Origin of the sequence: Reichenbachiella sp. (assembly GCF_039944555.1) — a bacterium.
GTDB lineage: Bacteria > Bacteroidota > Bacteroidia > Cytophagales > Cyclobacteriaceae > Reichenbachiella.
This window is the reverse complement of record NZ_JBDUYN010000008.1, coordinates 444,173-459,038: the sequence shown is the minus strand read 5'-3', so window position 1 is coordinate 459,038 and position 14,866 is coordinate 444,173. Positions and strand designations below refer to the sequence as shown.

Genomic DNA, 14,866 nt, shown 5'->3' with positions numbered 1-14,866 from the left:
ACACTTCTCAACTTCATTGCTAGGGTTATATTTGCGCATTAATTCCTAATGCCTTGAAGAAAATCATCAGTTTTGTCGTTCGCCATATTCCGCGAAAGTACCTCCAGCTTTTTAGCCATGTGGCGCTCAAAGTCGTTGCTCTTTTTTACAGGGGCAACAAAGTGACGTGTCCGGTTTGTGAAAGTCATTTTTCTAAGTTTGTGCCCTATGGGCGAATAGCTAGGGCAAATGCGCTTTGTCCAAATTGCCTGGCTCTTGAACGTCATAGGCTTATGTGGTTGTATCTGAAGCAAAAAACTAGCTTTTTTGAGGCAGGACAGGAAGTGTTGCACGTTGCACCTGAATTGTGCTTTATCAAGAGGTTTGAAGAAATTCATGGTGATCACTATATCACAGCTGATTTGGAATCGCCTTTGGCCAAAGTCAAAATGGATATTCACAAAATGCCATTTGAAGATGATAGATTTGATGTAGCCTTTTGCAATCATGTGATGGAGCATGTAGACAACGATATCGAATCAATGAAGGAAATTTATAGAGTTCTGAAGCCTGGAGGTTGGGCTATTATTCAAATTCCAATTTTTCATCCTGTACCCGACGTAACTCTGGAAGACGCAACTGTGACCAATCCAAAAGAACGTGAAAGACTGTTTGGTCAAGATGATCATGTCAGATTATATGGCAATGATTATCCAGATCGCTTACGCAAAGCTGGATTTACGGTTGTGGAGGATGATTTTGTAAATACTTTGTCAGCGGAAGATCAGGAAAAATACGCCTTACCGGAAAATGAAATTATTCACCTCTGCAAAAAAGATTAATCTTTCAGCCCAATCTTCTTGCTCACCAGATAATCATTCTTCCTCGTCGAAGATTGAGTCATCATTTCACCGATAAAACCTGCTAGAAAAAGCTGAACACCAATAATGACAGCGACCAGAGCCAGAAAGAAAAGCGGTTGATCAACAACATCTCGAGCAGGAAGGCCCATTTGAATTTCATAGAATTTTCGTCCGATCACCCAAAGCGTGATGACTGTTCCAAAGAAAAAGGAGAGCGTACCAAAAGACCCAAAAAAATGCATAGGTCTCTTCTTAAATTTTGATACAAAAGAGATAGACAATAGATCCAGGAACCCGAAAACAAACCGTTCTAATCCGAATTTCGTTTCGCCGTACTTCCTGGCCTGATGCTGGACCACACGTTCACCAATTTTAACAAATCCCTGGCCTTTCGCAAGGAATGGTATATAACGGTGCATTTCTCCATAGACATCGATGGACTTCACCACATCTTGCTTATATGCTTTCAGCCCACAGTTGAAATCGTGCAACTTAATTCCCGAAAACTTACGTGCTACAAAATTGAAAAATTTTGAAGGGATAGTTTTCATAATAGGATCGTAGCGCTTTTTTTTCCAGCCCGACACCAGATCAAATCCATCATTAGTGATTTGGTCGTACAGTCCGGGGATTTCATCAGGACTGTCCTGCAGGTCTGCGTCCATGGTGATGACGACCTCACCATTTGCATTTTTGAATCCTGTATTTAGTGCGGCAGACTTGCCATAATTACGGTTGAACTTGATGCCCTTTACATGGGTATTTTCCTTTGCCAGTTGACTGATAATTTCCCAGGAATTATCAGTGCTACCGTCATCAACAAAAAGGATTTCGTAGCGAAATCCTTTTTGCACCATCACGCGCACTATCCAGGAGTGAAGTTCAGGCAGTGATTCTTCTTCATTGAGAAGAGGTATGATTATGGATATATCTGGAGATTCACTCATTAAGTTACTCGAATTCCGGTCTGGATTTTTTGATAATAGCTCCAGCTATAAGCGCATAAACCACACTGAGTATCAGCCATATATAGCTTCCAGACAAGATGCCTTTAACCGTGAATTGGCCCTCCATACTTTTCTCTGTTTCCTCCAAGGCCTTATCAATATCTTCGGCAGGAGTGCCAAATGATTCTAGTAACTCTTCGGTATTTTGTAATGTACCTTCAATAAGAATTTCAGGAAGTTCTGGGTCTATTACGGTGTAAAGCAGGATTTGAAATACCCCGGATAAAATCATTGAGACTAACGAGGCGATAAATACAAATTTAAAGGCTGGTCCAAATTCTAAATATCCTTCCAATTCGTTGTCACGATACTTCTTTCCAAAAATGACAAGTAAAACGACAGATACAACCATCATACTTAACCCAAAGAAGAGGTTGGTAAGAAGTGAGATGTCTATCACATAAACCAGCATCATGATAATGATACCGATCAGGCCTAATATTAGTCCACTTTTTATAGGGGCTGAGCTTGAATTTGATTCCATTTTGGTAATAGTTTAAGGTTAAATAAAGTAAAGCCTGACTAATTAACAGCAGCTTCGTTTAATTATTTTTTGGGTTGCTTTCTCAAAACGGTCGAAAGAAGGCTCGTAAGCAAAAAGCCGATGAGTAAGGTTCTAATTATAATGTCCTTAATTGGGACGTAAATAGAGCTGTTTTGATTTTCCCGGTAGCTTTCTTCAAATTCTTTCTGACCAAACTGACTCCTACTTTCTTCCAATTTTTGCAGATTAGTAGCAATATATTCTTCCATTATTACAGATGTGTCAATAATATTTAACGCCCCTGCCAAAAATGCTCCATAAAGTAAACCTATGAGAAGGTAAATAATGAGCCCAATAGTCATTCCTTCACTAAAACTTAGAATGCCTTGATTAAAAGTATCTCTAAATTCTTTTATTCCAAAGAAAATAAAAACAGGAAGAATAATGAGGTTGAAAACTTGCATTTCCAGTAGCGGATTTGCATCTGTCCAGAGCAAAACAAAAAACATAAGAATTTTGATACCTGCTCCGATTAGTCCAAACTTCAGCGGAACTTGAAAAAGGGGTTTCATATAGGATTATTCGAAAATTTGAAATTGCTCACCGTTGATTACTGCTTTTACCTTACCCGTCAATTCTCGATCGAAAAATGGCGAATTTCTTGACTTAGACTGATTGGTTTGATCATCAAGTATCCATTTTGCTTTTGGGTCGAATACGGTCAAGTTGGCTGTTTTCTTTTCTTCAATTGAAACTGCTGGCAATTTAAGAATGGCCCGAGGTCTTGATGTTAACTTTTCTATCCAGGTCATCATGTCAAGTTCACCTTGAATTTGCAACAAGGATGGAAGTAACGTCTGCAGCCCGGAAATTCCAAACTCCGCCCGATCAAATTCCAGTTTCTTACTCTCCTCATCCTGTGGAGAATGAGATGAGGTAATGGTATCAACCACTCCTTCGTACAAGCCCTTTATTAAGGCTCTTCTGTCCTTTTCAGTTCTAAGTGGAGGGTTGATTTTGTAATTAGAGTTGTAGCCTGACAAATCTTCATCAGTATGTATAAGATGATGAATACTTACATCACAGGTTACCTTATAGCCTTTTTTCTTCGCCTTTTTTATCAGATTTACACTCTCTTTTGATGAAATATTGGAAAAGTGAATTTTGCCGCCAGCGTATTTTAATAAGTCCAGATCTCTTTTTATCGACAGATGCTCAGCTAAGCTCGGTATACCTTTCAATCCCAACATAGTACTTACGGTGCCTTCATTCATGGATCCAAACCTGGTGAGCATTTGATCCTCAGGTTGATTGATTAGAAGACCATCTACTTTTTGTAGATAAATCAATGATTTTAGCATGATATCTGTATGCCAAAGAGTTTTTTCGCCATCAGTGAAGGCAATAGCCCCCGCCGCATGTAAGTCCAACATCTCGGTCAGGTCTTCCCCATTGGTATCCAGTGTTAACGCGGCCATTGGATATATATCTGTCAAGTAAGATTTAGTTTTAGACAGGATGTATTCTACATTGCTTTTGGTTTGAATAACAGGGTTGGTGTTGGGTAATATGGCAACCCCTGTAAATCCACCTTGTGCAGCTGCAGAAGCACCACTCTTTAAATCTTCCTTATGCTCGTTGCCCGGATCATTAAAGTTGGCTCGCAAATCAAACCAGCCTGGTGAAACAAATAATCCTTTTCCCTCTATTCGTGTATCACTTTTATGTTCTTTTTTGTCAATGGCTACAATTTGCCCATCCTTGATATGAATATTAACTACTTTATTGTGATGAGGAGAGTGGGGGTCGAGGACTTTGACTTCTCTGATGAGTATATTCATTATAAAAATCTTAATAGCACACTTTCAGCAAACAGAAATATCAAGGACAAAACTAAAGCATATTTCCATAATTCTCGCTGGTGATATTTTTCTTTCATGATTTTAGAAAATGCCCTTGCATCTTGAGATTGATAGATTTGAAGATGTTGGATTCCTGATAGTTGAGCTTCAATTTCTTCGATTGGCCAGGTCTTCAGTTCTGATTCTTTCTTTGAATGGTTAAAGGCCAGTGCAGAGATTCTTTGGCCGCCAAGCATCAGATCATAATATCCGGGAGAGAGTAAATACTTAGGCATGTCTAGTAAGAGTTCATTGGCTTTTATACGTTGAGATGGAATGAGCTCACCGTCTTCTTTCATCAATTTATACAACTGACCACTTGGGATACTATCTACGGTTAAGGAAATGTTTGTTTCGTCTACACTATAAGCAAGTGGTTGATTGTTTGATCCACTAAGTTCAGCTATTCTGTGCATGACTGGAACAAATAGCGCGTGCTGATGAAAATTGGTATAAATTGAAGTTAGTGGAGAGGCTAATAAATATAAATTGCCCGTATGAGAGATTCGACTCAAATATGAATGACCAGTTTTGGTTCGTAATAAGGTTATGTCTCTGTTTGGCCAATTATAAATGGAAGATACGAGTGGCATCTGAGTATCACTACTTAGAGACTCAAAGATATTTTCATAGAACGGATTCGCAACATCCGGTACGTTGAGCGGAGTCTTGACTCCCACCGAATCCTTAATAATTCTAAGCCCGGCAAATTCATACTCGGCAAATTCACCACCTTTTGGTATAAAGAGTACCGATTTTCCAAGTTCTAACTGTTTTTCGATTTGGGCTTTCAATCCATTTTCCAAAGTTGGGAGTCCATTTATGATAATGAGATCCGCACTTTCAAGTACAGGATAGGAGATATTTTCTAAATGAAATGATGTAAAGTTGAATAAGTCATTGTTTTTATAGACTTGACTTATAGGATTATTGAATGTGTCAAAAATTTCGACAATATTGATTTTACCTGCCTGATTGAGTGCAAAGTAGTAGTCGTTATCGAAAGAAATAGGAAAATCTTCAAAGCTGATTTGACATCTATTTAACTTAGTTAATCCTCCTGTAAGCTCGAAAACAATTTCTTTGCTGTCATTCGCTCCTATATCAATACTTGAGGTTCCGCTTTGTCTGCCATTGATTAAAAATTTAACATGAAGATCATTAATTTCTGACCCTTGATTTTTAATTCTAACTCGAACACTATTTTTTTGATTGGGTACTAAAAATGGATTGGTAAGAAATACCGTATCCACAGAAATATTTTTTGATTTAAGTAGATCTGTAGCTACCAAGTGATAGAAATTGATAGAATCTTTAAATAAACTTAAATCACCAAACGTAGATTGTTGAAAGTCTGTAAGGACGAAAACATCCTTGATTTCGTTTGGATCACCTGCTCGTAGCTTGCTAAAAATCTCTTTGCCGTTTCGAGACAAATTAGAGTATTCAATTTCCGTAAGTTTTTCGGACGTTTTATTCTTGGACCGACCAATATGGCTGCCTGGGAGGAAGTCATTCGTGATCAGACTAAACTTCGTTTCAGATGAGTATAAAAGAGTTATTTCCTGTGCAACGCTTAATATTTCGTTGAATCCACTCACATCATTAACAGTCAGGTTCGATAGGCTGTTGGAATTGTCAAGGTAGATAGCCACCGATTTGCTTCGAAGTCCATCTTCCTTGCTTGGAATGACAGGTTGCGCAAATGTTAGGATCAGAAAAAAAATAAAAAGCAATCGACAGAGTAGAATTAGTAAGTGTCTGATTCTCAAGTTCGAAGAACTTTTCTTCTTGACACTCTCTAAAAATCTGACATTTGAGAAACTTATTTTTTTCGCTTTCCTAAAATTGAAAAGGTGGACAATGATCGGAATGGCTAGTGCGGTGAGTCCCCACAAAAAAATTGGATAAATAAAACTCATTGGAGACAAATCTATACTAAAAATCCTTGGTCAAGAGAAATAATTTTCATCAAATATCAATTCAGCGACATACACGTTTTTGCTTGGCGAAAGTTTAAATAAAAAATTTGAATTTGGTGGTAAAAAAAGCGATATGACATTGGAAGGCGTATTTATTAGTGAATCCAGGCAAATAAATGAATTACTTAACCCAGTATTTTTATTTCAAGAATAGAGTATTTATATTCGTGTTGTTGTTGTGGATTAAGATTTGATTAGTCCTTTTTATTTTGAGTTTTTGACCTTGGGGTTCAGGAGGAGTCTTGAACCCTTTTTTTATGTCCAACAACTAACTGACATTTCCAAACTCATTCTCTTCCAAGAAATCTTCCTTTTGCCCGTCGCAATAATTAAAAGTGGTCAAAATCGAACACCTGTTGTTTCATACCTGAACAAGTTTGGTCATTTGCCCGACAAGAGATAATATGTAAGTAATTGATATTCAATTAAATAAGAATATGGCATCCTTCTTGGCATAACCTGACCGAACTTGAAATTAAAAAGACTAATGGATAAAAAGATTAAAAAGAAAAAATGGACGGTGGGGAAAATTTCATCCATTTCATTTGGTGCACTGTTTGTCTCTTTTGTACTATACAACTTCATTTTTGCTGATAAGGGCTCAAAACTCAATGTGTCCGCTGAGAAAATCAACATATCTGACGTAGTGAAAGGGCAATTCCGTGAATTTATCCCGGTAGATGGAAATGTAATGCCAATAAAGACCATTCGTTTAGATGCCATAGAAGGCGGAAATGTAGAGATCAAATACAGAGAAGGTGGTGAGATGGTCAATAAAGGAGATACTATCCTGAAATTAGCCAACAACAATCTGGTTCAGAATTTTGTTAGAGAGGAGACCCAAACCTTTAGACTGGTTAACGAATTGGCCAATACACAACTCTCTTTGGAGCGAAACAAATTTGAGCTGAAAAGAAGATTAACAACATTGGACTATGATATCGACGCAGCAAAAGACGCTTACGAAAGAGGAGCAAAGCTGCGTGAAGAGAATGTGATTTCTGAGCAGGAGTATTTGAATCTAAAACGGGCCTATGATCGCCTGGTGTCTAATAGAATAATCGAGATTGAGTCTCAAAAGTTTGATACTAAGTCAACTGAGGCACAAATTCGTCAGACAAAAGAAACACTGAATAGAACCCGAGCAAATTTGGTGATGATTAAATCTAATCTGGATAATTTGTATATCAAGGCACCAATTGGAGGAAGTTTATCTTCTGTCAATGTTGAGATAGGTGAGTCTATTAATGCGGGGCAAAACATTGGGCAGATCGATGATTTAGCTGCCTTTAAAGTAAGAGCAACTATCGATGAACATTACATAGCTAGAATTTACGAAGGACTGGATGGTACATTTGATTTTGCGGGATCTACCCACCAATTAAATATTTATAAAATTTACCCTGAGGTCATTAATGGTTTATTCTCTGTGGACCTGAAATTTGAAAACGCACTTCCCGATGGTATCAGAAGAGGGCAAACACTTCAAATCAAATTGCAGTTAAGCGAGAACATAGAAGCAGTACAAATCCCACGAGGTAGTTTCTATCAAACTACTGGTGGAAACTGGATTTTTGTAGTGGACGAATCTGGTTCATTTGCAACCAGAAGAAATATAAGACTAGGACGTCAGAACCCAAGATTCTATGAAGTAATAGAAGGCTTGCAACCTGGCGAAAAAGTTGTTGTCTCTTCATACGATGGTTATGAAGACAAGGACCGACTGGTATTTAAATAAGCATCAAACTAAGAACTAAAACATACTAAACAATATTCAAATGGAAAACGCGAATACGCTACTCAAAACCGACGGATTAAAAAAATTCTACTATACAGATGAGATCGAAACGACTGCATTGGCAGGTGTAAATCTCAATGTGAAAGAAGGTGAATTCGTTGCAATCATGGGCCCATCAGGCTGTGGTAAATCTACCTTACTAAACATTGTTGGATTACTCGATAATCCCTCAGAAGGAGAATTTTATTTTAGAGACGAAGAGATTTCTGAATATAGCGAACGACAAAGAGCAGACCTCAGAAAAGCAAACATCGGATTTGTATTCCAGAGCTTTAACCTCATTGATGAATTGACAGTATTCGAAAACATTGAATTGCCATTGATTTACTTGAAGTACTCTGCTTCTGAAAGGAAGAAAAGAGTGGAAGAAGTGATGGAGCATATGAAAATCATGCACAGAAGAAATCACTTTCCTCAGCAGTTATCCGGTGGACAGCAACAAAGAGTGGCCATCTCAAGAGCGGTGGTGGCTAAGCCAAAACTAATTCTTGCGGATGAGCCAACTGGTAACTTGGATTCGGCCAACGGACAGGAAGTAATGACTCTGTTGAGTGACTTGAATGAGCAAGGAACCACCGTCGTAATGGTAACTCACTCCCCAGTAGATGCAGAATATGCTGATAGAGTTATTCACCTATTCGATGGTCAGATTGTATCTGAAAATGTGAATGCCAAGGACAAGGCATTAGTATAAAATCAATTACCAATAATAACTGCTCTATGAGATAGTCGGTATCACACTAAAGGTGATACCGGCTGGCTCAGTGCGATTCGACCTCAGGGACAAAACTCAAACTCAACCACCCCAAGGTATACTCAAAGACTTGAAAACTTGAAATCTTTTTGATCAGCAGCCCAGAAATTGGCTAGAAGATGATAAGAGGTTCCATCTGACATAAAATTGTCAGCAAAACAGATGAAAAAATGATGAAAGGAATGGTGAAAAGGATGGCTTTTAGTTTGATAGTAATGACCGTATTCGGTCTGCAGGCTATTGGACAGGTGCAGGTCTCTACTGCAGGCAACCAGGCAAAGGAGGCAAAAGTATTGACACTGGACGAGTGTCTCAAAATTGCGATGGATAACAATATTCAGCTGAAGCAGGTAAGAAACAATACTCGTATTGCAAAGGCCAATGATTTTCAGGCAATTATGAACTACCTGCCGGCAATAAGCGGGTTCGGGAATTATACATGGAACAACGGTACCGGATTTGACAATAGCTCAGGTCAGTTTTTTACAGGAGGAAGAGAAAGTAGCTTTTTAAGTGTGAATGCGGATCTCACACTCTTTAGCGGATTAACCAATCATTACAACAAAAAAGCAACGGCCAAAACTCTAGAAGCTAATATTAATCAGATAAAAGCCTCAGAGCAAGCCGTTAATGCAACAGTTTTAGGTGCTTACCTTAATGTAATTCTTGATAGAAAAAGAGTAGAAATTTCTGAAGATAGAATAGCTCTGTTAAAGGCTCAATTAGAGCGTGAGAAGAAAAGAAATGAAGTGGGTGTTGGGGATGTGGCTCAAGTCTACAATTTTCAATCACAACTGGCTAATGAAAATTTGAACAATGTAAATCTTCAAAATCAATATAGAAGAGATCGACTAAGTCTATTGCAAGCACTGCAGTTGGATTTATCCAAAGAATATTCCATAGCTCCAATAACTTTGGAGGAAGAATCTTCTGTATTAGAGAATGAAAAATTCGCAGATGTGCTTACCCAAAGCGTACTTTATTCTCCTGGCTTGAAGAGTGCAAAGGCAAATGTAGAAGCTGCTCACTTTGGCCATAGGGCCTCTCAAGGTGCTTATCTTCCAACTGTGAGCTTAAGAGGAAGCTATTCTACACAATACTCTTCACTCAACAAAGATAACTCTTCAGGTACCCCAGTAGACCTTTCTATTGGTGACCAGTATAGTAATTTGACTAATAAGAGCTTAGAGCTCAGGATGACAGTCCCAATCTTCAATCGATATAGCATCCGAACTAATGCTCAAATTGCGAGGATAAATAAGGAAAATGCAGAGCTAGACTTCGAATCGGCTGATATCACTCTCACTAACAATGTCCAACAAGTCTATTTAGATCTTGTAGCGGCGCAGGAAACTTATAAAGCGGCGCAAGACAATCTTGTTGCTCTCAATCAATCCTACGAATTCGCGAAGACAAGATACGAAAATGGCAATACAGACTTTTTTACCTATCTCGAAAGCTTAAACAACAAAAACAGGGCTGAGGTGGAATTGGTTAATGCTCGGTACAGCATTGTATTCAGAAAGAAAATACTCGATGTATATCGAGGATTGCTATAAAGGTTAAAACTCAAAACTCCAAATTCAAAAACCGCTGCCAATAGGTAGCGGTTTTTTGAATTTAAGGGAAATAGCCAATAATAGACCTTGGTCGAGCAACTATGGTCTTCAGTTGAGTACTGTTAATTTTCAATGATTTTGCCTATTTTGGAGGTGAATAAGGTATTACGTATATAATGATTTAAGCATTTTTGCGTTCATATCTTACGAATGGTAAAGTTGGTCCTTAAAATTTCGACTAGTTTTATCAGATTATTGTCAGCCAGTTTTAATTAATAAGTATAAAGTATCAGCAATGAGAATACACTTTATTTTATTATTTCTGGCGGTACACATATGCCTATCAATCTCTGCACAAGACTCCAGTTTAGATAATTATACCGGCGATTGGACCACAGATGCCTCCTGGAATTCGGGCACTGCACCTCCATTTGACAACGTTATTGAAGACCTCACCATTTATGGCTATATCACCCTACCCGCTGGGAATAGGATAGACTTGACCAATGGAGGAGGGGATGTTTTGACAATAGAAGATACATTGGTCATTGAAGACCTAACATTAACTTCACGATTCTTTTCTGGAAACACAGTTATTGTCAATGGATTATTGATTGTGATGGGAAATCTGAATTACAACTCGGGAACCACTTTCACGGTCAATAGTGGAGGTGTAGTAGCAGTCGGAGGCAATTTTGGAGCCTTTGGTGGAGGAGACCCTACTTTTGGAGCCGGTACTATCTATGTTGAAGGAACGAGTGGGTACACAGACGTGTCTCCTGCTGATGACCTGGAAGGAGATGGTTTGGGTAATGTGGGCGATTTTCTTGATGGTACATCGACGGAACTTCCTGTTGAAATGAAGTATTTTTCTGCAGAAGCTTTTGAAGGCCGAGTGGTACTCAATTGGGCAACAGCTTCAGAACTTAACAATGAAGGATTTGAAGTCGAAAAGAGTGAAAATGGAATTGATTATCAAAAGATTGGTTTTGTTGGCGGCCATGGAACTGTAAATGAAGAAAAAATATACGCTTTTACTGATTTCTTCTTTGATGGTCATTCCTATTACAAGTTGAAACAAATTGATTTTGACGGAGCCTTCGAGTACACCGATGTCATTGAGGCCAGAGGCCAGTTGCAAGGAGATAGTGAACTATCAATTTCTCCCAATCCCGTCTTGGGTAGGAGCAGCTTGAGCTTGGTTCTGAACCAGGATACTTTTGCGAGATCGAGCATAAAGTTAATTTCGACTTCCGGAAGATTGATCTATTCTGCCATTCAGGTATCCAACAATTACGATTTTTCTTACCAGATCGACTTGGAAAATGAAAGAATCAGCAGAGGACACTATATTCTTCACGTTGAGACCACTTCTAGTAAGTATACCACGCAAGTAATAGTCAAATGATTAAAGGTAAAGTCAGTTTGAGTCAATTGAACTGATCAAAAGAAATCCTTATTTCTCTCTTCAATCACCTTACTTCCTCTAATTTTGCAGCTCAATAAAATCCAAAGGCATTGAAGACAAAAGGAAGGAAAAAGGAAAAGGTGAATATTGTGACACTCGGCTGTGCAAAAAACCTTGTGGATTCTGAGGTAATACTTACCCAACTCAAGGGGAATGACATTGATGCAGTACATGAGTCAAAGAAGAATGATGCCACCACCGTCATCGTGAACACTTGTGGATTTATTGAAAATGCCAAGCAAGAGTCTATCGACACGATCCTCAAATTTGTAGATGCCAAACAAGAAGGGCATATTGAAAAGTTGTATGTGACAGGTTGTCTTTCACATCGATATAAAGATGATTTGGCTAAAGAAATTCCTGATGTAGATGAATATTTTGGTACGACAGACCTAAAGGCCATTTTGGCAAGGTTTAAGGCAGACTATAAGCATGAGCTGATTGGAGAAAGAGAAACCTCGACGGACTCACATTATGCCTATTTAAAGATCTCTGAAGGATGTGATCGTCCCTGTTCTTTCTGTGCTATTCCATTGATGAGAGGCAAGCATGTTTCTCGTCCGATCGAAGAGTTGGTTACTGAGGCCAAGAATCTGGTAAAAAATGGAGTAAAAGAGATATTAATAATTGCTCAGGATTCTACTTACTATGGGTTAGATATTTATAAAAAAAGAAACCTGGCCGAGTTACTAGAGAAACTTTCAGAAGTAGAAGGCCTGGACTGGATAAGACTTCATTATGCCTTTCCAACAGGATTTCCTGAAGATATTCTTAAAGTCATGTCGGAGAAGAAAAATATCTGCAGTTATCTCGACATCCCTCTGCAGCATGGGTCTTCCAAAGTGCTTAAGCTCATGCGTAGAGGTACTGACCGTCTAAAAACGACAGCTTTGCTCAATAAAATTCGCGAGCAGGTACCTGGCATTACTATTCGAACTACAATGATTGTGGGTCATCCTGGTGAAACGGAAGAAGACTTTCAGGAGCTCATGGATTTTGTTGAAGAAAGCCGGTTTGATCGGTTGGGAGTTTTTGCCTACTCACATGAAGAAGATACTCATGCTGGCACTATGGATGATAATATATCCGAAGAAGTTAAAAATGAACGCGTTGATATGCTAATGGAACTTCAAGAAGGCATTTCGCTAGAGATCAACGAAGCCAAAGTTGGGAATATTTACAGGACACTCATTGATAGAAAGGATGGTGAGTATTTTGTGGGTCGAACAGAGTTCGACTCACCTGAGGTTGATAATGAAGTACTGATAAGTGCCAAAGATCATTACCTGCGAGTAGGGGACTTTGCCGAAATCAAAATTACAGCTGCTGAGCCGTTCGACCTTTACGGAGAACCGGTCATTTAATAATTGAATGGTTTTCAACCAAATCAGCATCTTATTTTAGGCTGCTGCGTAAACCCATGCATCTTTTTTATATTTAGCGAAATTTCGACAAAGCATGCAAGTAGAAAAAATTGATCTACGCGATACTCACTCCTTCTCAAACTTCTTTTTGGACTATTTGGACAATAAAGATGAACTGAAACCATTTTATGGACTTCGCCCAGAAGTGGAGTGTTTCGAAGAACAAATCAGCAAAAAAAAGTACGCTGATGAAAACAGAAAAGTGCTTTGTCAGGTGTTGAAAGACCAATATAAGTCACTCGATAAATCATCAGCTGTCAACATGAATTTTGAGCAGCTGGAAAATTCCAATACCTATACCATTACTACCGGTCATCAACTCAATATCTTTACTGGCCCGCTTTATTTCATCTATAAAATAGCGACGGTCGTCAATGCCTGTAAAATCTTAAAGGAGAAATATACATCTTTCAACTTCGTGCCTGTCTATTGGATGGCTTCCGAAGACCATGATTTCGATGAAATTTCTTATTTCAATCTCTTTGGAAAAAAATTCGAATGGAAGACGGATCAGAAAGGAGCTGTCGGCCGATTCAAAACAGAAGAATTGAGGGAGCTCATCAATGAGATGCCGGAAAGTGTTGAGATTTTTGAAAGAGCGTATTTGGAAAATGATAATTTGGCTGACGCAGTTCGTTGTTACGTAAATGAGCTGTTTGGTGAGGAAGGAGTTATTGTCGTGGATGCAGATCATGCACAACTCAAGTCTCTATTTATTCCGATAATCAAGGATGAGTTGCTTGCCAGTTCGGCTAATAAATTAGTGGAATCAACCAATACCGAACTGGAAGCGATTGGCTATAAGCCGCAGATTCATTCTAGGGAAATCAATTTCTTCTATCTGAAAGATGACAGCAGAGAGCGTATCCTTAAAGAAGGAAATAATTATTTAGTCAATAATACCAGGTTGAAGTTCTCTGAGGCTGAGATTCTTGAAGAAGTTGAGAGGCACCCAGAACGGTTTAGCCCAAACGTGGTTATGCGTCCGTTGTATCAGGAGGTTATTTTGCCCAATTTGGCTTACGTGGGAGGACCTGCTGAGATGATCTATTGGTTACAATTGCCTAAGATATTTGATAAATATAAGGTAGCATTTCCAATCCTTTTGCCAAGGAATTTTGCGCTCTATGTTAATTCTGCATCTATCAAAAAGATGGGGAAGTTTGACTTATCAACAGTCGACATTTTCAAGGATGTAGAAAATCTTAGGAGTGGCTACCTGGCACAACACGGCGAAAAGGCAATGAGTTTGAATGGAGAAGTAGATGATCTTCGGAAGGTCTATGATATTTTGGCTGAGAAGGCAGCTACAGTGGACTCATCCCTCAAGGGATTTATTGCTGCAGAACATGCCAAAGCTGCTAAGGGACTAGATAATATTGCTAAGCGCTTAAAAAAATCTGAAGAGCAGAAGCACGAAACGGCCTTGAATCAACTCGGTGCAATAAAGGATAAACTCTTCCCTCGTGGAGGTTTGCAAGAAAGGCATGATAACTTTCTGAATTTTTATATTAACAATCCTGAGTTTGTTAAAGAAGTTTTAGCATCCCTGGATGCATTTGATTTAAGAATGCATATTCTCAAAGAAGCATAAAAAAAGCAGCTTTAATGAAGCTGCTTTTCAGTTTTATCTTGCAATGACCTACC

At 38.7% G+C, this 14,866-nt stretch carries 12 protein-coding genes; 7 read left to right on the top strand and 5 right to left on the bottom strand.

Going from position 1 to position 14,866, the window contains the following annotated elements; all coding sequences use genetic code 11:
- Window positions 1-53: 53 nt before the first annotated feature.
- On the top strand, window positions 54-821 hold the full coding sequence (locus ABJD64_RS15610; RefSeq protein ID WP_348183166.1) for a methyltransferase domain-containing protein: 768 nt from the start codon (window positions 54-56) through the stop codon (window positions 819-821).
- Here the strand turns inward: ABJD64_RS15610 and ABJD64_RS15605 are convergent.
- The 5 genes from ABJD64_RS15605 to ABJD64_RS15585 all read right to left on the bottom strand — a co-directional run bounded on the left by ABJD64_RS15605 (window position 818) and on the right by ABJD64_RS15585 (window position 6,156).
- The gene (locus ABJD64_RS15605; protein ID WP_348183164.1) at window positions 818-1,789 is read right to left on the bottom strand and encodes a glycosyltransferase family 2 protein; all 972 of its coding nucleotides are present in this window, start codon (window positions 1,787-1,789) and stop codon (window positions 818-820) included. The genes ABJD64_RS15610 and ABJD64_RS15605 overlap by 4 nt on opposite strands.
- Window positions 1,790-1,793: 4 nt before the next feature.
- Window positions 1,794-2,333: a DUF4199 domain-containing protein gene (locus ABJD64_RS15600; protein WP_348183162.1), complete on the bottom strand. Its 540-nt coding sequence runs from the start codon at window positions 2,331-2,333 to the stop codon at window positions 1,794-1,796.
- Window positions 2,334-2,395: 62 nt separating this feature from the next.
- Window positions 2,396-2,905 (bottom strand): DUF4199 domain-containing protein, encoded by a 510-nt coding sequence (locus ABJD64_RS15595; protein WP_348183160.1) that lies wholly within the window; start codon window positions 2,903-2,905, stop codon window positions 2,396-2,398.
- Between the two features lie 6 nt (window positions 2,906-2,911).
- Window positions 2,912-4,174: a dihydroorotase gene (locus ABJD64_RS15590; RefSeq protein WP_348183158.1), complete on the bottom strand. Its 1,263-nt coding sequence runs from the start codon at window positions 4,172-4,174 to the stop codon at window positions 2,912-2,914.
- Window positions 4,174-6,156 carry a BatA domain-containing protein gene (locus ABJD64_RS15585; RefSeq protein WP_348195040.1) on the bottom strand — a complete coding sequence of 661 codons (1,983 nt, stop codon included), beginning with the start codon at window positions 6,154-6,156 and terminating at the stop codon, window positions 4,174-4,176. The genes ABJD64_RS15590 and ABJD64_RS15585 overlap by 1 nt, the downstream gene beginning before the upstream one ends.
- 547 nt (window positions 6,157-6,703) lie before the next feature.
- On the opposite strand from ABJD64_RS15585, the gene ABJD64_RS15580 reads away from it, so the two are divergent.
- The 6 genes from ABJD64_RS15580 to bshC all read left to right on the top strand — a co-directional run bounded on the left by ABJD64_RS15580 (window position 6,704) and on the right by bshC (window position 14,813).
- Window positions 6,704-7,954 (top strand): efflux RND transporter periplasmic adaptor subunit, encoded by a 1,251-nt coding sequence (locus ABJD64_RS15580; RefSeq protein ID WP_348183154.1) that lies wholly within the window; start codon window positions 6,704-6,706, stop codon window positions 7,952-7,954.
- A 40-nt stretch (window positions 7,955-7,994) separates the two neighbouring features.
- The gene (locus ABJD64_RS15575; RefSeq protein WP_348183152.1) at window positions 7,995-8,708 is read left to right on the top strand and encodes an ABC transporter ATP-binding protein; all 714 of its coding nucleotides are present in this window, start codon (window positions 7,995-7,997) and stop codon (window positions 8,706-8,708) included.
- 230 nt (window positions 8,709-8,938) lie between these two features.
- Entirely contained in the window at window positions 8,939-10,327 is a 1,389-nt protein-coding gene (locus ABJD64_RS15570; RefSeq protein ID WP_348183150.1) for a TolC family protein, read from the top strand.
- Between the two features lie 295 nt (window positions 10,328-10,622).
- Window positions 10,623-11,735, top strand: a complete 1,113-nt coding sequence (locus ABJD64_RS15565; RefSeq protein ID WP_348183148.1) for a T9SS type A sorting domain-containing protein — start codon at window positions 10,623-10,625, stop codon at window positions 11,733-11,735.
- A 110-nt stretch (window positions 11,736-11,845) separates the two neighbouring features.
- Window positions 11,846-13,159: a 30S ribosomal protein S12 methylthiotransferase RimO gene (gene rimO / locus ABJD64_RS15560; RefSeq protein WP_348183146.1), complete on the top strand. Its 1,314-nt coding sequence runs from the start codon at window positions 11,846-11,848 to the stop codon at window positions 13,157-13,159.
- A 94-nt stretch (window positions 13,160-13,253) separates the two neighbouring features.
- On the top strand, window positions 13,254-14,813 hold the full coding sequence (bshC, locus tag ABJD64_RS15555; RefSeq protein WP_348183144.1) for a bacillithiol biosynthesis cysteine-adding enzyme BshC: 1,560 nt from the start codon (window positions 13,254-13,256) through the stop codon (window positions 14,811-14,813).
- The last annotated feature ends 53 nt before the right edge of the window (window positions 14,814-14,866 follow it).

What these genes read in the sequence shown, in the direction of transcription:
- ABJD64_RS15565 (WP_348183148.1), top strand. Translation starts at nt 10,623, where the DNA reads ATGAGAATACACTTTATTTTATTATTTCTGGCGGTACACATATGCCTA.
- ABJD64_RS15595 (WP_348183160.1), bottom strand. Translation starts at nt 2,905, where the DNA reads ATGAAACCCCTTTTTCAAGTTCCGCTGAAGTTTGGACTAATCGGAGCA.
- ABJD64_RS15585 (WP_348195040.1), bottom strand. Translation starts at nt 6,156, where the DNA reads ATGAGTTTTATTTATCCAATTTTTTTGTGGGGACTCACCGCACTAGCC.
- ABJD64_RS15570 (WP_348183150.1), top strand. Translation starts at nt 8,939, where the DNA reads ATGATGAAAGGAATGGTGAAAAGGATGGCTTTTAGTTTGATAGTAATG.
- bshC (WP_348183144.1), top strand. Translation starts at nt 13,254, where the DNA reads ATGCAAGTAGAAAAAATTGATCTACGCGATACTCACTCCTTCTCAAAC.
- ABJD64_RS15575 (WP_348183152.1), top strand. Translation starts at nt 7,995, where the DNA reads ATGGAAAACGCGAATACGCTACTCAAAACCGACGGATTAAAAAAATTC.
- ABJD64_RS15580 (WP_348183154.1), top strand. Translation starts at nt 6,704, where the DNA reads ATGGATAAAAAGATTAAAAAGAAAAAATGGACGGTGGGGAAAATTTCA.
- ABJD64_RS15590 (WP_348183158.1), bottom strand. Translation starts at nt 4,174, where the DNA reads ATGAATATACTCATCAGAGAAGTCAAAGTCCTCGACCCCCACTCTCCT.
- ABJD64_RS15600 (WP_348183162.1), bottom strand. Translation starts at nt 2,333, where the DNA reads ATGGAATCAAATTCAAGCTCAGCCCCTATAAAAAGTGGACTAATATTA.
- ABJD64_RS15605 (WP_348183164.1), bottom strand. Translation starts at nt 1,789, where the DNA reads ATGAGTGAATCTCCAGATATATCCATAATCATACCTCTTCTCAATGAA.